Raw genomic sequence first — 16,559 nt, 5'->3', positions numbered from 1 at the left:
CCCCGATCGCGCTGCGCCGACGGGGCGGCGCGATCGGCCCGGCCGCGCCCGCTCAGCGCGTGGCCGCCAGCAGCGGCTGCAGCCGCGGTTCCAGCTCGCGCCGGCGCCAGCCCGCCAGCGGCGCCGGCCATTGCGCGCTTTCCAGCAGGGCTTCCAGATGCTTGCGCGAGGCGAGCAGGCCGTCGGGCAGGCCGAGTTCGGCGCTGCGCGCGGCCACCGCGTCCTGCAGCCGCTTCAGCGCGGCCTTGTTGTCGTCGTTGGCGGCCAGCGCCTGCGGGGCGTCGGTTTCGTCGGCCAGCGGGGTTATCAGCGCCTGCCAGACCGCATCGCTGAGCTTGCGCGGCGCCTTGGGGTGTTTATCGAACAGCGCCAGCATGGCCGGTTGGTCCTGCGGCGGGAAGCGCGCCAGGGTGGCGGCCAGTTCGTTGTCCAGGATCCAGCTGCGCGGTTTGTCGCTGTGCCGGGCCTGCGCGTCGCGCCAGCGCAACAGGCGCAGCAGGCGCAGTTGCGCTGGGCGGTCCATGAACTGCGCCGAGCGCATGCCCAGGTGGGGCCAGCGTTCGCCGTCGTCGTGCTCGACGGTGCCGAGCAGGCGTTCGCCGTCCTCGTGCAGCCAGTCGCCGCGCTCCAGCGTCTGCAACCGCGCCTGCAGGTTGTCGTGCAGCGCGAACAGATGGCGCACGTCGTCGGCGGCGTACTCCAGCTGCGCCGGCGACAGCGGGCGGCGCAGCCAGTCCGAGCGGGTCTCGCCCTTGGCCAGGTGCACGCCGGTGATCTCCAGCACCAGCTTCTGGTAGCCCATGCCGGCGCCGAGCCCGGCCAGGCCGGCGGCGATCTGGGTGTCGAACAGCGGCCGCGGCAGGGTGCCGCAGGCGCACTTGAAGGCGACCAGGTCTTCGCTGGCGCTGTGCATGATCTTGAGGATGCCCGGGTCGCTCAGCCACGGCGCCAGCGCCTGCGGCATGCCCGGGATCAGCGGGTCGATCAGCAGGATTTCGTCGCCCACCGCCATCTGCACCAGCGCCAGTTGCGGCCAGTAGGTCCGTTCGCGGACGAATTCGGTATCCAGGCCGATGCGGGCCGGCCGCTGCGCAAGCCGTTCGCTCAGCTCGGCGGGTTGCTTGATCCAATAAGGCACGTGATTTCCGTTGACTGCAGGGTTTGCTCAGGCAGGCGAGAATAGCCTAACGTCGCTCCGCCGGCCGCACGGCGCGCCGGACGGGATGGTGTCGCAAGGTCCATGGGTCGGAGGAAAAGTGCGCAGCAGCGGCGTTGTGATGGTCTGGAGCATGCTTGCGGCAGCGCTGGTCGGCTGTGCGCGGCAGCCGTCGGCGCCGGCCGCCGAGACCGCGCCTGCGACCGCCGCTGCCACCGCTACGGCGCAGTCGGCGCCGGCCAAGCCGGTGCAGGCGCCCAGCGTGACCATCGGCGGCGAGGATGCCGCCGAGACCGTGGCGCGCTGGCAGCCGCCGTTGCCGACCCTGACGCGCAGCGGCCTGCCGCAGGCGCGGCGCCAGGCGGCGCGCGCGCTCGCCGAGGATCGCCTGTTCGAGGATGCGCAGTCGGCGATTCCGCTGTACCTAGCGATCCGCAGCCTGGCGCCGAACGATCGCGTCGCCCAGGACGGCCTGCGCAAGGCGCGGCGGCGGTTGCTGCAGCTCGGCGCGCAGGCGCTGGGCGATCCGGAGCGCTCCGAACGCACGCTCGAGCAGGCCGCGCGCATCGCCATGGTGGCGCTGTGGCTGGATGCCGAGGACCCGGCGGTGCGGCGCCTGCAGCAGCGGGTGGAGACCGCGTCGCGGGTGCTGGCCTACAACCGCGCCGGCGAGGACGACCTGCGCGGCGGCCGCCTGGGCGAGGACGGCAACGGCGCCCTGGCCAATTTCCGCGAGGCGTTGCTGCTGGATGCGGACGATGCGCGCGCGCGGCAGGGCGTGGCGGCGGTGGAAAGCGCGCTGATCCGTCGCGCCGAGACGGCCGCGGCGGCCTCGGATTTCGCCGCCGCCGGCAGTTGGCTGGCGCGCGCGGCGCGGGTGCGCGAGGACGCGCCCACGGTGCACGACGCGCGCGAGCGCGTGGAGCAGGTTCGGGTGGCGCGCATCGCCGCCTTGCGCGATGCCGGCCTGCGCGATCTGTCCACCCCGGCCGGATTGAAGTCGGCGCGCGAGCGCCTGGGCGACGTGCTGCGCATCGCCGATCCCGGCGACCCGGTGGCGGCGATGCTGCGCGAACGCATCGACCTGGCCACCCACTACGGCAGCTTCCGCCCCGGCCAGGTGTTCACCGACGGCATGCACGACGGCGGGCGCGGCCCGCAGATGATCGTGGTGCCGCATGGCGGCTTCCGCATGGGCGCGGCCGAGACCGAACCCGGCGCCTCGCCGGCGGAAATGCCGCAGCATTACGTACGCTTCGACCGCGGTTTCGCCATGTCGATCACCGAGGTCACCGTGGCCGAGTTCCGCCGTTTCGTGGAGGCCACCAATGCGCGTCCGCGCGCCACCCGCCGCGGCCATTCGACTGTCTACGACGAACGCAGCGGCAACTTCGTGCGCCGCAACGGCGTGGACTGGCAGTCCGACTACCAGGGCGCGCGGGCGGCGCCGAACAGCCCGGTGATGCACGTCAGCGTGCGCGACGCCGAGGCCTATGCGGCCTGGCTGTCGCAGCAGACCGGGCGGCATTACCGGCTGCCCAGCGAGGCCGAGTTCGAATACGCCCTGCGCGCCGGCGGCCGCGGCCGCTATCCCTGGGGCAACGCCGGCACGCCGCCGCGCGGCAGCGGCAACTTCACCGGCGGCGGCGACGTCTCGCCCAGCGGGCGGCACTGGCGCAACGCCTTCGTCGGCTACACCGACGGCTTCTGGGGTCCGGCCCCGGTCGCCAGTTTCTCCGCCAACGCCTGGGGCCTGCACGACATGGCCGGCAACCTCAGCGAGTGGGTTGCAGACTGCTGGCACGCCAGCTATCGCCGCGCGCCGGCCGACGGCGCGGCCTGGTACAACCCGGGCTGCCGTTCGCGGGTGGTGCGCGGCGGCAACTGGGCCAATGCGCCGGAGCAGACCCGCGCGGCCTGGCGGCTGATGCAGGACTCGGACAGCACCAGCGCACGCGTCGGCTTCCGCCTGGTGCGCGGCATTTGACGCCGCCGCGCCGGTGCCGGCGCTAGATTGCCTCACCAGTCAGCGAGGGGGAGTGCGATGAACCAAGTCTTCGGCCGCCAGGGCGGCGAACCGGGCGGCGGCCGCCGTGGACCGCTGGGCGGGGTGCGCTGGCTGGTACTGCTGGGCTTTGCCGTGTATGCCGGGTTCTACTGGTTCTCCAACCGCAGCGAGGATCCGTACACCGGCGAACAGGTGCTGATCGACCGCTCGTTGAATGTGGAGGACGAGAAGGCGCTGGGTCTGCAGGCGTACCGGGAGATCCTGGCGCAGGAACATCCGGTCGATCCGCAGTCGCAGGTGGCGCAGCAGGTGCGTGCGATCGCGCAGCGGCTGATCGCCAAGGTCGACGTGGTCGAGGACGCGCTGGCCGCCGAGCACGGCATGCAGGCCAAGCATTACGCGCGCGGCTTCGACTGGGACGTCAACGTGATCGAGTCCGAACAGGCCAATGCGTTCTGCCTGCCCGGCGGCAAGATGGCGGTCTACACCGGGCTGCTGCCGGTGGCCAAGAACGCCGACGCGATGGCGGTGGTGATGGGCCACGAGATCGCGCATGCGCTGCTGCGGCATGGCGCGCAGCGCATGGCGCAGCAGAAGCTGACCCAGATCGGGCAGATGGCCGGCGCCGCCGGCGGCCTGGATCCGCAACAGCAGCAGATGGCGATGGCGGCGATGGGCTATGGCTACCTGCTGCCGTACGCGCGCAGCCACGAGACCCAGGCCGACGAAGTGGGCCTGATGCTGGCAGCGGCGGCCTGTTTCGACCCGCGCGAGGCGGTGCCGCTGTGGGAGCGGATGAGCGCCAGCAGCGGCGGCCAGGCGCCGCCGGAGTTCGCCTCCACCCATCCCAATCCGGGCACCCGCATCCAGAACCTGCAGGCGCTGATGCCCAAGGCGCTGGAGTACCGGCAGCGCTTCTGCGAGTCCGCGCGTGGTGCTTCGCAGTAAGCGCTGCCTTCGTCGCACTCGCTGGCTGCCTTGTCGCTGAACGCGGCGCGCGCATCCACGCTCGCGTGCACGGCGGCGGGCGCATGATGCGCTCCACACCATCAGGAGCACTGCCATGAAACGCCTGCTGCTGTCCTCGCTCCTCGCCACGGCCGTGCTGGCCGGCTGCGCCACCAACCGGCTCAGCGACGACGAGCGTCTGACCCTGTACCGCGCCCACGCCGGTGCGCCGGTGCGCGACTTCCAGTACTTCAACCGTCTCAGCGGCTGGACCGCACTCGGCGACAGCGCGCTGGCGGTGTGGACGCGCCCGAACCAGGCCTATCTGCTGGAATTCGCCGGCACCTGCCAGGACCTGGATTTCGCCCCCAGCATCGCCATCACCCATTTCGGCAGCCAGGTCTCGGCGAAGTTCGACGACGTGCTGGTGCTCGGCGGCGGACCCGCCGCGATTCGCCTGCCGTGCCGCATCGACAGCATCCGCCCGCTCGACGTCAAGGCGCTGCGCACCTCGGAGAAGGAATTGCGCGAGGCGAAGGTGCAGGAACGGGCGCAGCAGGTGCCGGGGAGCTGACGTAGTGCCGTGATTCGGGATTTGGGATTCGAGATTCGCGAGGCGGCGCGCGTGGTGGTGCGGCTAGTGTGATGTCGCACCGTCGATTGCTGGTGCAGCCTGTCGCGTTTGGTGCGGCCGCATGCGGTGTGCGGCAAGGCCAAATAGCCCCAGGGCGTACGCGTAGGAGCGGCTTCAGCCGCGACGGGTGTTACCGGTAAGGCCCTGTCGCGGCTGAAGCCGCTCCTACGAGATCGGGTGAGGCGCGACGAACGCAGGCGCTTGGCGGTGCTGAACGTCGCTGTGCGCCCGTGACGCAGCGACGCGGTGGTGCTCAGGAGGTCTGGTCGGGCGCCACGTAGCCGTCGGGCTTGTCGGCGCCGCCCTGGAACAGGAACTTCTCCAGTTCCGCTTCCAGGAACGCGCGGTGCTTGGGATCGCGCGGCGACAGCCGGTTCTCGTTGATCAGCATGGTCTGGTGCGCCAGCCAGGCCTGCCAGCCGGCCTTGCCGATGTGCGCGAACACGCGCTTGCCGAGCTCGCCGGGATAGGGCACGTAGTCGAGCCCTTCGGCGTCGCGTTGCTGGTACTGGCAGAAGACGGTGCGGGACATGGCAATTCCTGGCGGTGCGTGCGGCGGCGCGCGCTGGCGCGCTAGAGGCCGTCGAGCAGTTTGCGGATCGGTGCGGGCAGGCCCAGCGTCGACAGGTCGGCGCGCGCCACCCAGCGCAGGTCGCCATTGTCGCCCAGCGCATCGCCCATGGCGACCTTGCGCAGGCGCAGCGGCTGCAGATGCAGGCGGTAATGGCTGAAGGTGTGCACGATCGGCGGCAGCGCTTCGGCGTCGTCGTAGGCGCGCCCGCGCATCCTGCGCGCGTACCAGGCGCGCAGTTCGCTATCGGTGTCGGCCTGCGGCAGGGTCCACAGCGAGGCCCAGATGCCGGTCGGCGGACGCCGCTGCAGCAGCAGCTCGCCGTTGGCGTTCTCCAGCAGCAGCGCCAGCGCCTCGCGCTCGGGCAGGGTCTTGCCCGGCTTGGGCGTGGGCAGCGCCTCGACCAGGCCGTCGCGGCGTGCCACGCAGTCGTCCTGCAGCGGGCACAGCACGCAGGCCGGGTTGGCGCGGGTGCACAGCGTGGCGCCGAAATCCATCTGCGCCTGGGTGTAGTCGGCCATGCGCCCGTCGGGCACCGCGTCCACATGCGACTGCGCGAGCGTCCACAGCGGCTTTTCCACCGCCGGCAGGCCGGGGTAGCCGGCGATGCCGTGGTAGCGGGTCAGCACGCGCTTGACGTTGCCGTCGAGGATCGGGAAGCGGTCGTTCCAGGCCTGGCTGAGGATCGCGCCGGCAGTGCTGCGGCCGATGCCGGGCAGCGCATGCAGGGCATCGAAATCGCGCGGCAGGTCGCCGCCGTGCAGTTCCACGCAGCGCTTGGCGGCGGCGTGCAGGTTGCGCGCGCGGGCGTAGTAGCCGAGCCCGGCCCATTGCGCCATCACCGCGTCGTTGTCGGCGGCGGCCAGTGCCGGCAGGGTCGGGAAGTGCTGCAGGAAGCGCAGGAAGTAGGGGATGACCACCGCCACCTGGGTCTGTTGCAGCATGATTTCCGACAGCCACACCCGGTACGGACTGCGCGGATGCTGCCAGGGCAGGTCATGCCGCCCGTGGCGGTCGAACCAGGCGAGCAGGCGGGCGGGGAAGGTGTCAGAGGGCTGGCGCATGCTGGCAGGAAATCGTTCCTTCTCCCTCCGGGAGAAGGTGGCCCGAAGGGCCGGATGAGGGTACGGGCGAAGCCTAGTGCGGTTTGGGTAGCGCCAGTGCCGGCGTGGCGGGCTCCGCCATACCCTCACCCCAACCCCTCTCCCGGAGGGAGAGGGGCTTAGGCGTCACGCACCCAGCGCCTCTGGCAGCAACGCGTCGACGAAGGCCTCAGCGTCGAACACGCGCAGGTCTTCGGGGCGTTCGCCGATGCCGGCGAAGCGGATCGGGATGCCGAACTCGCGTGCCAGGGCGAACACCACGCCGCCCTTGGCGGTGCCGTCGAGCTTGGTCACCACCAGGCCGGTGACGCCGACCGCGGCGTGGAACTGGCGCAGCTGCGACAGCGCGTTCTGGCCGGTGGTGCCGTCGATGACCATCAGCACTTCGTGCGGGGCGCTGGGGTCGAGCTTGCCGAGCACGCGGCGGATCTTGCCCAGTTCGTTCATCAGTCCTGTCTGGGTGTGCAGGCGGCCAGCCGTGTCGGCGATCAGCACCTCGGTGCCGCGCGCCTTGCCGGCCTGCAGCGCGTCGAAGGCCACCGAGGCGGCGTCGGCGTTCTGGCCCTGCGCGATCACGCTCACGCCATTGCGCTCGCCCCAGGCCTGCAGCTGCGCCACCGCGGCGGCGCGGAAGGTGTCGCCGGCCGCCAGCATCAGGCTGTGGCCCTCGTCCTTGAAGCGCTTGGCCAGCTTGCCGATCGTGGTGGTCTTGCCGACGCCGTTGACGCCGACGGTCAGCACCACGAAGGGCTTGGCATTGCGGTCGATCTGCAGCGGCTTGGCCACCGGCTGCAGGATCGCCAGCAGGTCGGCGCGCAGCGCCTGCTGCAGCGCCCTGGCATCGGCGAACTCGCGCGCCTTCATGCGCTTGCGCAGGCTTTCGATCAGCGCGGTGGTGGCGGGGATGCCGACGTCGGCGGTGATCAGCGCGGTCTCGATTTCGTCGAGCAGGTCGTCGTCGAGCTTGGGGTTGCGCGAGAACAGGCTGCCGACGCTGCGCGCGAAGCTGCTGTTGCGCAGACGCTCGCGCCAGCCGGGCTTGCCGGCCGGCGCGGCGGGTAGCGCGTCGCTGCGGACCAGGTCGGCGTCGGTGGCAGGCACGGACACCGCGACGGGCGGCTGTGCAGGGGCGGGCGTCGGCTGCGGCACGCTTGGCGCCGGCGCGGCGGCCGGCGTCGGCACATAGGCCTGCGGCGGGGGCGTGGGCGCTGTGGGCGGCAGCGGCGCGGGTTGCGGCTGCGGGACCGCGACCGGGGCGGGCGCCTGCACGTTGCGTTCGGCGACCGGCGCGGGCGTCGGCTCCGGGGTGGCGGCGGGTGCGGGAGCGGCGGGCGCTGTCTCAGCGACGGGCGGCGCCGACGGCGCCGGTGCAGCGGGTTCGGCACTTGCCGGCTTGGGGAAGGCGGCGGCCAGTTCCTCGATGCTGTAGCGCTGCGTGCGGCTCTCGCCGGCGTTGTCCTGGGGCTTGTTGCGGCGGAATAGGCTGACCATGGATGACGCGTGGACCGGAAACGAAGAATGCTACCACTTGCGACCTGAGCGGCCGGTGCAGCAGGGGCGAGTTGGGATGGTTGGCGGGATGGGATTTGTGGGGCGTGAACGCGTGTGCGTAGATAGGCACGTTTCTTCAGTCGCGATCGGGCGCTCCCGGTGAGCCAGCCTCTCATCAAGGGCAAGCGCGGATTTGTCATGGTAGTTCGACGCAATGGCTGCGCCTTACCCTCACCCCAACCCCTCTCCCGGAGGGAGAGGGGCTCTTGCTTGCGCAGCGCAGCGATCTCAACGCCCGCATTCAGCCAAAAACGAATCCCCAATCCCGAATCCCCACTCCCGGCCCCTCACAGCTTGCCCTTCATCGACCGGTAGTCGCGCGGGGTCATGCCGACGGTGGCCTTGAACTGGCGGGCGAAGGCGCTCTGGTCGGCGAAGCCGCACAGCTGGCCGATGCTGGCGATGCTGTCGTCGCCGTGCAGCAGGCGCATCGCCGCTTCGATGCGCATCTTGGTCAGCAGTTGCTGCGGGGTCAGCTGGAACACGCGGCGGAAGTGCCGCTCCAGTTGCGCCACCGACAGCTCGGCCAGGTCGGCCAGGGTCTGCACGCGCAGGTTGTCGCCGTAGTGCGCCTGCATGTGCTCCATGGCGCGGCTGATGCGCTCGTAGGCGGAATGGCGGCTGTCCGGCTGGCCCAGGTCGCGGGAGATGCCGACCACGCCGATCACCTCCTCGCCCTCGCACAGCGGGCGCTTGAAGGTCAGGCACCAGCCCGGGGTGCGGTTCGGGAACAGGTGCACCTCCAACTGGTTCTCGATCACCTCGCCGCACAGCACGCGCCGGTCCTGCATCAGGTAGCTGCCACCCAGCGGCAGCGGGAACACGTCCGCGGCCGATTTGCCGATCAGGTCGGCGCGGTACTTCTTGCCCAGCCGCCGCACCAGGGTCAGGTTGACGTGGGTGTAGCGGCCGTCGCGGTCCTTCACGAAGAACACCACGTCCGGCAGGGCGTCGAACAGCGTCTGCAGTTCCAGTGCCGAAATCAGAGTGTCCATGGCGTTCACCTGCGGGAGTGGGCGGCGGTGCGGGCGCGCCGTCGCGCGTCCCCTGAATGCCGATGCTAGCCTAAGTCGACGCCCTGGGGCGTCGCCGGGTTGTGCGAACTTCCGCATTGGCGACAGGCAAACGCTGCTAGCCGGCGGCGGTGCCGAATGTGAGCATGGCCCCATGCATACACTCGATGTCATCGACTCGCACAGCGCCGGCGAACCGACCCGTGTCGTCGTCTCCGGCTTCCCCGATCTGGGAACCGGTTCCCTGGCCGAGCGCCGTGAGCTGTTCCGCACGCGCTTCGACCGCTGGCGCAGCGCCATCGCCTGCGAGCCGCGCGGCTCGGACACCATGGTCGGCGCGCTGCTGCTGCCGCCGGTGGCCGCCGATGCCTGCGCGGCGGTGATCTTCTTCAACAACGTCGGCTACCTGGGCATGTGCGGCCACGGCACCATCGGCCTGGTGCGCACGCTGGCCGAACTGGGCCGCCTGAGCGCAGGCACGCACCGCATCGAGACGCCGGTGGGCACGGTCGGCGTGGAACTGCACGCCGACGGCCGCGTCTCGGTCGACAACGTCGAAAGCTACCGCCATGCCACCGGCGTCGAAGTGCAGGTGCCCGAATACGGGCGGGTGCGCGGCGACGTCGCCTGGGGCGGCAACTGGTTCTTCATCACCGAACAGACCCCGTGCGCGCTGGAATTGCGCCACCAGCGCGCGCTGACCGCCTACACCGAGGCGGTGCGGCTGGCGCTGGAGGCGGCGGGCATCCGCGGTGCCGACGGCGGCGAGATCGACCACATCGAGATCAACGGGCCGGCGCCGGACGCCAGCGCCGATGCGCGCAACTTCGTGCTGTGCCCGGGCCTGGCCTACGACCGGTCGCCGTGCGGCACCGGCACCAGCGCCAAGCTGGCGTGCCTGGCCGCCGACGGCAAGCTGGCGGCGGGCCAGGTGTGGCGCCAGCAGGGCATCCTCGGCAGCGTGTTCGAGGGCAGCTATGCGGCCGGCACCCGCGGCGTGCTGCCGCGCATCACCGGGCAGGCCTACATCACTGCGCGCGCGCAGTTGTCGATCGATCCGCAGGATCCGTTCGCCTGGGGCATCGACGCCGCATGAGCGGTTTCGACCTGATCGTCGTCGGCGCCGGCATCGTCGGCGCGGCCTGCGCCGATGCGGCGGCGGCCGCCGGCCTGCGCGTGGCGATCGTCGAGTCGGGCAGCATCGGCGGCGGTTCCACCGCCGCGGCAATGGGTCACCTGGTGGCGATGGACGACGATCCGGCGGAACTGGCCTTGTCGGCGTACTCGCTGCGCCTGTGGGAGGAATTCGCGCCGCTGCCGGAGGCCGAGTTCAGCCGTTGCGGCACGCTGTGGGTGGCGCGCGAGGCGCGCGAACTGGAGGCGATTCCGGCCAAGATCCAGCGCCTGGCCGCGGCCGGCGTGCACGCCGAAGCGCTCGATGCACAGCGTTTGTACCAACTGGAGCCGGCGCTGGTGCCGGGCCTGGCCGGCGGCATGCGCGTGGCCGCCGAGGCGGTGGTGTATCCGCCGCGGATGGCGCGCTACCTGGTCGAGCGCGCCTGCGCCGCCGGTGCGCAGCTGTACGCCGGGCGCCGCGCCACTGCGCTGGCTGATAGCGGTGTGCGGCTGGACGATGGCAGCACGCTGCACGGTCCGGTGCTGGTCGCCACCGGCTGCGCGTTGCCGGAGCTGTTGCCGGAACTGCCGATGCGCGCGCGCAAGGGGCAGTTGGTGATCACCGACCGCTACCCGGGCTTCGTCGCCCATCAATTGCTGGAACTGGGCTATGCCGACAGCGCGCACGGCAGCGACGGCAGCAGCGTGGCGTTCAACGTGCAGCCGCGGCCGACCGGACAGATTCTGATCGGCTCCTCGCGCGAATTCGACGCGATCGACCGCACGGTGTCGATGCCGATGCTGCAGCGGATGCTGGAGCGCGCCTTCGCGTTCCTGCCGGGCCTGCGGCAATTGCAGGCGATCCGGGTGTGGACCGGCCTGCGTCCGGCCACGCCGGACGGGCGTCCGTACCTGGGCGCGGTGCCGGAGCGGCGCGACGTGTGGGTCGCGGCCGGCCACGAGGGCCTGGGCGTGACGACGGCGCTGGGCAGTGCACGCCTGCTGCTGGATCAGTTGCTGCAGCGGCCGGCGGCCATCGACCCGGCGCCGTACGCGCCGGCGCGGGTGCTGGCATGAGCGCGCGCATGCTGCGCCTGCAGGTCGATGGCCGCGATGTCGAAGTGCTCGACGGCAGCAGCGTGGCCGCGGCGGTGGCGCAGGTGGCCACGCATTTCCGCCGCTCGCGTAGCGGCCAGCCGCGCGCGCCGCTGTGCGGCATGGGCGTGTGCGCCGAGTGCCGGGTGCGCATCGACCGCGTCGGCCAGTTGCGCGCCTGCATCACCCCGGCGCGCGACGGCATGCAGGTGTGGACCGATGGCTGAGCCGCGCGCCCACTACGACGTGCTGGTGATCGGCGCCGGCCCGGCCGGGCTGGCGGCGGCGCTGGCCGCGGCCGGGCATGGCCGCCGCGTCGGCCTGGTCGATCTGCAGGCGCGTGCCGGCGGCCAGATCTGGCGCCACGACGTGGCCCAGGCGCCGCCGCGCCTGGCTGCGCGCGCGCTGGCGCAGCTGGCGGCCAGCGCGGTGACCTTCCTGCCGCAGACCCAGGTGCTGCTGGCGCAGGACCGGCAACTGCTCACCGATGGCCCCGATGGCCCGCGCTGGCTGGGCTACGACGCGCTGGTGCTGGCCACCGGCGCGCGCGAATTGCTGTTGCCGTTCCCGGGCTGGACCCTGCCCGGGGTGACCGGCGCCGGTGGCGCCCAGGCGCTGGCCAAGCAGGGCTGGCCGCTGACCGGTCGGCGCGTGCTGGTCGCCGGCAGCGGGCCGCTGCTGCTGGCCTCGGCGGCGACGCTGCAGCGCCACGGCGCACAGGTGCTGGGCATCGTCGAACAGGCGCCGTGGCGCGCGCTGGCCGCATTCGCCGCGCAGTTGCCGCTGCGCTGGCCGGACAAGGCGCTGCAGGCGCTGGCGCTGCGCACGCAACTGGCCGGGGTCGGCTACCACGCCGGCAGCGTGGTGCTGGCCGCGTATGGCGAGGGTCGCGTGCAGGAGGTGGAACTCGACGGCCCGCGCGGCCGCCGCCGTCTCGCCTGCGATCAGCTGGCAGTGGGCTACGGCCTGGTGCCGAACGTGGAACTGGCGCAACTGCTCGGCTGCCGCCTGGGCGGCAGCGGCGCGCATCCGTGCGTGGCGGTGGATGCGCAACTGCGCACCAACGTCGACGGCGTCTACGCCGCCGGAGAAGCGCTGGGCATCGGCGGGCGCGATTGCGCGCGCGTCGAAGGCGCGATCGCCGGCCATCTGGCCGCCGGCCAGGACGCCGATGCGCAGGCGCTGCAACCGCAGCGACGCCGCGCGCGCGCCTTCGCTGAACTGCTGCAGCGCCAGTTCGCGCTGGACCCGCGCCTCCACGCGTTGGCCGCGCCGGACACGCTGGTGTGCCGCTGCGAGGACGTGCCGCTGTCCGCGCTGCAGGGCCATACCGACCTGCGCGACGCCAAGCTGGCCTCGCGCTGCGGCATGGGCGCCTGCCAGGGCCGCATCTGCGGCAGCGCGCTCACCGAATTGGGCCTGGCCGCGCGCGCCGCCGATTTCTCCGACGACGGCCGCCGGCCGCCGCTGTTCCCGGCGCGGCTGGATGCGCTGGCCCATCCCTGTCCGGACCCCGGTCCGGACACCGCTTGCGCCGCGCCGTCGCGCGCGGCATCCCTTCGCAACTCTCCACAAGGTGTACATCCATGAGCAAGGCTTCCTTCTGGTACGGCGTGCTGCCGGCCATCACCACCCCGTTCAACGCCGACGGCAGCATCGACCACGCGTTCCTGGCCAAGCATGCGAAGCTCATGATCGACGCCGGCTGCACCGCGATCGTGCCGCTGGGTTCGCTGGGCGAAGCGGCCACGCTGAGCTTCGACGACAAGCTGGCGATCCTGAAGACCCTGGTGCAGGCGGTCGACGGCCGCATCCCGGTGGTGCCGGGCATCGCCGCGCTGTCCACCGACGAGGCCGTGCGCCTGGCGCAGGCGGCCAAGCAGGTCGGCTGCGGTGGCCTCATGGTGCTGCCGCCGTACGTGTATTCCACCGACTGGCGCGAGATGGGTGCGCACATGCGCGCGGTGATCGCCGCCACCGACCTGCCGGCGATCCTGTACAACAACCCGATCGCCTACAAGACCGATTTCAGCCCGGCGCAGATCGCCGAGTTGGCCGCCGAATTCCCGAACCTGCAGGCGGTCAAGGAATCTTCCGGCGACGTGCGCCGCTTCGCCGCGCTGGGCGAGCTGCTCGGTGACCGCCTGGTGCTGCTGGTGGGCATGGACGATGCGATCGTCGAAGGTCTGAGCATGGGCGCCAAGGGCTGGATCGCCGGCCTGGTCAACGCCTACCCGAAGGAGTCGGTGAAGCTGTTCGAGCTGGCCCGCGACGGCGGCTACCCGGCGGCCAAGGCGCTGTACGACTGGTTCCTGCCGCTGCTGCGCCTGGACACCGTGCCCAAGTTCGTGCAGCTGATCAAGCTGGTGCAGGAGAAGGTCGGCCTGGGCAGCGAGCGCGTGCGCGCGCCGCGGCTGGTGCTGGAAGGCGCCGAGCGCGAGGCCGCGCTGAAGGTCATCGACCACGCCATCGCCACCCATCCCGGGCACTGAGATGAGCACGCAACCGCTGTTGCTGGCCGGCCATTGGCAGGCCTCGCTGGAGGAGCGCGGCAGCTTCCGCGCCGAGGACCCGCGCGACGGGAGCGAGTTCGGTCCGTCGTTCCCGATCAGCGGCGCCGCCGACCTGGAAGCGGCGCTGAGCGCGGCGGCGCTGAGTGCCGACGCGCTGGCCGCGGCCGCTCCGGAACGCATCGCCGCGTTCCTGGATGCGTATGCGGACGCGATCGACGCCGACGTCGAGCGTCTGGTGGCGCTGGCCCACGCGGAAACCGGCCTGCCGGTAGAGCCGCGCCTGGCCAAGGTGGAACTGCCGCGCGCCAGCGGGCAGTTGCGCCAGGCCGCGCAGGCGGCGCGCAGCCACAGCTGGGCGCAGCCGGTGATCGACACCGCGGCCGGCCTGCGCGCGCAGCTGGGGCCGCTGCACAAGCCGGTGCTGGTGTTCGGCCCGAACAATTTCCCGTTCGCGTTCAACGCGGTGGCCGGCAGCGATTTCGCCTCGGCCATCGTCGCGCGCAATCCGGTCATCGCCAAGGCGCATCCTTCGCATCCGGCCACCAGCCAGCGCCTGGCCCAGCTCGCGCACCAGGCGCTGCTGGCCAACGACCTGCCGGCGGCGACGGTGCAGTTGCTGTATCACTTCGACACCACGCTGGGCCTGGAACTGGCCGGCGATCCGCGGCTGGGGGCGATCGGCTTCACCGGCAGCCGTGCCGGCGGGCTGGCGCTGAAGGCCGCCGCCGACCGTGCCGGGGTGCCGGCCTACGTCGAGCTGTCCAGCGTCAATCCGGTGTTCCTGCTGCCGGGTGTGCTGGCCGAACGCGGCGCGGCGCTGGCGCAGGAGTTCTTCGCCTCCTGCACCATGGGCAGCGGCCAGTTCTGCACCAATCCGGGCATCGTGGTGGTGCCCGAGGGCGAGGCGGGCGATGCCTTCGTCGCCGCGGCCACCGCGCATTTCGCCGCGGCTGCGCCGGCGCTGCTGTTCTCGCGCGGCGTGCTGGAGCACCTGCAGCGCAGCGTGGGCACGCTGCGCGATGCCGGCGCCGCGGTGCTGGCCGGCGGCGAGGCCGATGCCGGCCCCGGCTACCGGCATGCGCCGACCCTGCTGGAAGTGTCGGCCGAGGCGTTCCTGCAGCAGCCCGAGGCGCTGCAGACCGAGGCGTTCGGCCCGGTCAGCCTGATCGTGCGCGGCGGCGGGCTGGGGCAGTTGACCGCCCTGGCGCGCAGCTTCGAAGGCAATCTCACCGGCACCCTGTATCGCGCCGCCGACGGCAGCGACGATCTGGCCTTCGCCGCGCTGGCCGCGGCGCTGCGCCCGCGGGTCGGCCGCCTGATCTGCAACAAGATGCCGACCGGCGTGGCGGTGAGCCCGGCGATGAACCATGGCGGCCCGTATCCGAGCACCGGCCATCCGGGCTTCACTGCCGTCGGCATGCCCGCGGCGATCCGCCGCTTCGCCGCGCTGCACAGCTACGACGGCGTGCCCGACGCGTTGCTGCCGCCGTTGCTGCGCGACCGCAATCCTGGCGGCGTGCAGCGCTTGATCGACGGCTGCTGGAGTACCGCCGACGTGGAGCGCAGCGCATGAGCGAGCAGTCCCAGATCGGCGGGCTGACCCTGGAGCAGGCGCACGCGCAACTGGCGCCGTGGCCGCACCGCGCGCCGGCGATCCAGGAGCAGGAGTACCGGCAGCGCCTGGCCAACGCGCGCGCGCTGATGCGCGCGCACGGCGCCGACGCGTTGCTGATCGGTGCTGGCGCTTCGTTGCGCTACTTCACCGGCGTGCCGTGGGGCGCCAGCGAGCGCCTGGTGGCGATGCTGCTGACCGCCGAAGGCGATCCGCTGCTGATCTGCCCGGCGTTCGAGGAAGGCTCGCTGGACGCGGTGCTGGCGGTGCCGGTGCGCAAGCGCCTGTGGCAGGAGCACGAGGATCCGCACGCGCTGGCCGCCGAGGCCTTGCTGGAACTGGACGCGCAGAGCCTGGCGCTGGACCCGGGTGTGGCCTTTGCGGTGCACACCGGGCTGACGGCGGTGCTGGGGCGGATCGCGATCCGCGATGCGGCGGCCATCGTCGACGGCTGCCGCATGCGCAAGTCGCCGGCGGAACTGGCGCTGATGCAGCAGGCCTGCGACATGACCCTGCACGTGCAGCGGCTGGCCGCCGGGCTGATCCACGAAGGCATCACCACCGCGGAACTGACCCGCTTCATCGACCAGGCACACCGCGCGCTCGGCGCCGACAACGGCTCGACCTTCTGCATCGTGCAGTTCGGCCACGCCACCGCGTATCCGCACGGCATTCCCGGCGTGCAGGCGCTGCGCCCGGGCGAACTGGTGCTGATCGACACCGGCTGCACGGTGCAGGGCTACCACTCCGACATCACCCGCACCTACATCTTCGGCGAGCCCAGCGAGAAGCAGCGGCGCATCTGGCAACTGGAGCACGACGCACAGGCGGCGGCCTTCGCCGTGGTGCGGCCGGGCGTGGCTTGCGCGGTGGTGGACGAGGCGGCGCGCAAGGTGCTGCAGCGTGCCGGGCTCGGCCCGGACTACCAGTTGCCGGGGCTGCCGCACCGCACCGGCCACGGCTGCGGCATGAGCATCCACGAGGCGCCGTACCTGGTGCGCGGCAATGCGCTGGCGCTGGCTCCGGGCATGTGCTGCAGCAACGAGCCGATGATCGTGGTGCCGGGCGAGTTCGGCGTGCGCCTGGAGGATCATTTCTACGTCACCGAAGACGGCGCGCAGTGGTTCACGCCGCCGTCGCCGGCGATCGACCGGCCGTTCGCCTGATGCGCAGGGCGGCCGCCTCCAACGTCTGCGCGGCGGCCGCCGCTGTGTGTCACGGGCGCGTGCCGCCCTGTGG

Annotated in this window: 15 protein-coding genes; 10 read left to right on the top strand and 5 right to left on the bottom strand. The window is 72.0% G+C overall.

The window, feature by feature from the left end; all coding sequences use genetic code 11:
* Positions 1-52 precede the first annotated feature (52 nt).
* A complete protein-coding gene (gene rnd, locus PIQ37_RS12925) occupies positions 53-1,138 on the bottom strand; it encodes a ribonuclease D (RefSeq protein ID WP_342073795.1) in 1,086 nt (361 codons plus the stop codon).
* A gap of 151 nt (positions 1,139-1,289) precedes the next feature.
* Here rnd and PIQ37_RS12920 point away from each other — a divergent pair, with 151 nt between their 5' ends.
* The 3 genes from PIQ37_RS12920 (at position 1,290) to PIQ37_RS12910 (ending at position 4,686) form a co-directional block, all read left to right on the top strand.
* On the top strand, positions 1,290-3,143 hold the full coding sequence (locus PIQ37_RS12920) for a formylglycine-generating enzyme family protein (protein WP_342073794.1): 1,854 nt from the start codon (positions 1,290-1,292) through the stop codon (positions 3,141-3,143).
* A 57-nt stretch (positions 3,144-3,200) separates the two neighbouring features.
* Entirely contained in the window at positions 3,201-4,112 is a 912-nt protein-coding gene (locus PIQ37_RS12915; protein ID WP_342073793.1) for a M48 family metallopeptidase, read from the top strand.
* A gap of 115 nt (positions 4,113-4,227) precedes the next feature.
* Complete coding sequence (locus tag PIQ37_RS12910; protein WP_342073792.1) at positions 4,228-4,686, top strand: DUF6491 family protein; 459 nt, start codon at positions 4,228-4,230, stop codon at positions 4,684-4,686.
* 313 nt (positions 4,687-4,999) lie between these two features.
* Here PIQ37_RS12910 and PIQ37_RS12905 read toward each other — a convergent pair whose 3' ends face one another.
* From PIQ37_RS12905 to PIQ37_RS12890, 4 genes are all read right to left on the bottom strand, one after another.
* On the bottom strand, positions 5,000-5,278 hold the full coding sequence (locus PIQ37_RS12905) for an oxidative damage protection protein (RefSeq protein ID WP_342073791.1): 279 nt from the start codon (positions 5,276-5,278) through the stop codon (positions 5,000-5,002).
* 41 nt (positions 5,279-5,319) lie between these two features.
* Complete coding sequence (gene mutY / locus PIQ37_RS12900) at positions 5,320-6,381, bottom strand: A/G-specific adenine glycosylase (RefSeq protein WP_342073790.1); 1,062 nt, start codon at positions 6,379-6,381, stop codon at positions 5,320-5,322.
* 165 nt (positions 6,382-6,546) lie between these two features.
* Positions 6,547-7,911, bottom strand: coding sequence for a signal recognition particle-docking protein FtsY (gene ftsY, locus PIQ37_RS12895; RefSeq protein ID WP_342073789.1), 1,365 nt, complete (start codon positions 7,909-7,911; stop codon positions 6,547-6,549).
* Between the two features lie 347 nt (positions 7,912-8,258).
* Entirely contained in the window at positions 8,259-8,966 is a 708-nt protein-coding gene (locus tag PIQ37_RS12890; protein WP_017911046.1) for an AraC family transcriptional regulator, read from the bottom strand.
* Positions 8,967-9,138: 172 nt separating this feature from the next.
* Here PIQ37_RS12890 and PIQ37_RS12885 point away from each other — a divergent pair, with 172 nt between their 5' ends.
* From PIQ37_RS12885 to PIQ37_RS12855, 7 genes are read left to right on the top strand one after another with little or no spacing between them, the layout of a single operon-like run.
* Positions 9,139-10,080 (top strand): 4-hydroxyproline epimerase, encoded by a 942-nt coding sequence (locus tag PIQ37_RS12885; RefSeq protein WP_342073788.1) that lies wholly within the window; start codon positions 9,139-9,141, stop codon positions 10,078-10,080.
* Positions 10,077-11,177 carry an NAD(P)/FAD-dependent oxidoreductase gene (locus PIQ37_RS12880; RefSeq protein ID WP_342073787.1) on the top strand — a complete coding sequence of 367 codons (1,101 nt, stop codon included), beginning with the start codon at positions 10,077-10,079 and terminating at the stop codon, positions 11,175-11,177. The genes PIQ37_RS12885 and PIQ37_RS12880 overlap by 4 nt, the downstream gene beginning before the upstream one ends.
* Positions 11,174-11,422 (top strand): (2Fe-2S)-binding protein, encoded by a 249-nt coding sequence (locus PIQ37_RS12875; protein WP_010343411.1) that lies wholly within the window; start codon positions 11,174-11,176, stop codon positions 11,420-11,422. Before PIQ37_RS12880 ends, PIQ37_RS12875 begins: the two co-directional genes overlap by 4 nt.
* Positions 11,415-12,785: an FAD/NAD(P)-binding oxidoreductase gene (locus PIQ37_RS12870; RefSeq protein ID WP_342073786.1), complete on the top strand. Its 1,371-nt coding sequence runs from the start codon at positions 11,415-11,417 to the stop codon at positions 12,783-12,785. Before PIQ37_RS12875 ends, PIQ37_RS12870 begins: the two co-directional genes overlap by 8 nt.
* On the top strand, positions 12,782-13,687 hold the full coding sequence (locus PIQ37_RS12865; RefSeq protein WP_342073785.1) for a dihydrodipicolinate synthase family protein: 906 nt from the start codon (positions 12,782-12,784) through the stop codon (positions 13,685-13,687). The genes PIQ37_RS12870 and PIQ37_RS12865 overlap by 4 nt, the downstream gene beginning before the upstream one ends.
* A gap of 1 nt (position 13,688) precedes the next feature.
* Entirely contained in the window at positions 13,689-15,281 is a 1,593-nt protein-coding gene (locus tag PIQ37_RS12860; RefSeq protein ID WP_342073784.1) for an aldehyde dehydrogenase family protein, read from the top strand.
* On the top strand, positions 15,278-16,486 hold the full coding sequence (locus PIQ37_RS12855; protein WP_342073783.1) for a M24 family metallopeptidase: 1,209 nt from the start codon (positions 15,278-15,280) through the stop codon (positions 16,484-16,486). The genes PIQ37_RS12860 and PIQ37_RS12855 overlap by 4 nt, the downstream gene beginning before the upstream one ends.
* The last annotated feature ends 73 nt before the right edge of the window (positions 16,487-16,559 follow it).

This window comes from Xanthomonas protegens (genome assembly GCF_038442435.1).
GTDB classification, from domain to species: domain Bacteria; phylum Pseudomonadota; class Gammaproteobacteria; order Xanthomonadales; family Xanthomonadaceae; genus Xanthomonas_A; species Xanthomonas_A sontii.
The sequence above is the reverse complement of the archived record's forward strand: the minus strand, read 5'-3'. Positions and strand labels throughout refer to the sequence as shown.

Bases quoted from the DNA above. Each gene is read 5' to 3' on its own strand.
- PIQ37_RS12920 (WP_342073794.1), top strand. From the start codon at position 1,290: ATGCTTGCGGCAGCGCTGGTCGGCTGTGCGCGGCAGCCGTCGGCGCCG.
- PIQ37_RS12915 (WP_342073793.1), top strand. From the start codon at position 3,201: ATGAACCAAGTCTTCGGCCGCCAGGGCGGCGAACCGGGCGGCGGCCGC.
- PIQ37_RS12910 (WP_342073792.1), top strand. From the start codon at position 4,228: ATGAAACGCCTGCTGCTGTCCTCGCTCCTCGCCACGGCCGTGCTGGCC.
- PIQ37_RS12905 (WP_342073791.1), bottom strand. From the start codon at position 5,278: ATGTCCCGCACCGTCTTCTGCCAGTACCAGCAACGCGACGCCGAAGGG.
- mutY (WP_342073790.1), bottom strand. From the start codon at position 6,381: ATGCGCCAGCCCTCTGACACCTTCCCCGCCCGCCTGCTCGCCTGGTTC.
- ftsY (WP_342073789.1), bottom strand. From the start codon at position 7,911: ATGGTCAGCCTATTCCGCCGCAACAAGCCCCAGGACAACGCCGGCGAG.
- PIQ37_RS12890 (WP_017911046.1), bottom strand. From the start codon at position 8,966: ATGGACACTCTGATTTCGGCACTGGAACTGCAGACGCTGTTCGACGCC.
- PIQ37_RS12885 (WP_342073788.1), top strand. From the start codon at position 9,139: ATGCATACACTCGATGTCATCGACTCGCACAGCGCCGGCGAACCGACC.
- PIQ37_RS12880 (WP_342073787.1), top strand. From the start codon at position 10,077: ATGAGCGGTTTCGACCTGATCGTCGTCGGCGCCGGCATCGTCGGCGCG.
- PIQ37_RS12875 (WP_010343411.1), top strand. From the start codon at position 11,174: ATGAGCGCGCGCATGCTGCGCCTGCAGGTCGATGGCCGCGATGTCGAA.
- PIQ37_RS12870 (WP_342073786.1), top strand. From the start codon at position 11,415: ATGGCTGAGCCGCGCGCCCACTACGACGTGCTGGTGATCGGCGCCGGC.
- PIQ37_RS12865 (WP_342073785.1), top strand. From the start codon at position 12,782: ATGAGCAAGGCTTCCTTCTGGTACGGCGTGCTGCCGGCCATCACCACC.
- PIQ37_RS12860 (WP_342073784.1), top strand. From the start codon at position 13,689: ATGAGCACGCAACCGCTGTTGCTGGCCGGCCATTGGCAGGCCTCGCTG.
- PIQ37_RS12855 (WP_342073783.1), top strand. From the start codon at position 15,278: ATGAGCGAGCAGTCCCAGATCGGCGGGCTGACCCTGGAGCAGGCGCAC.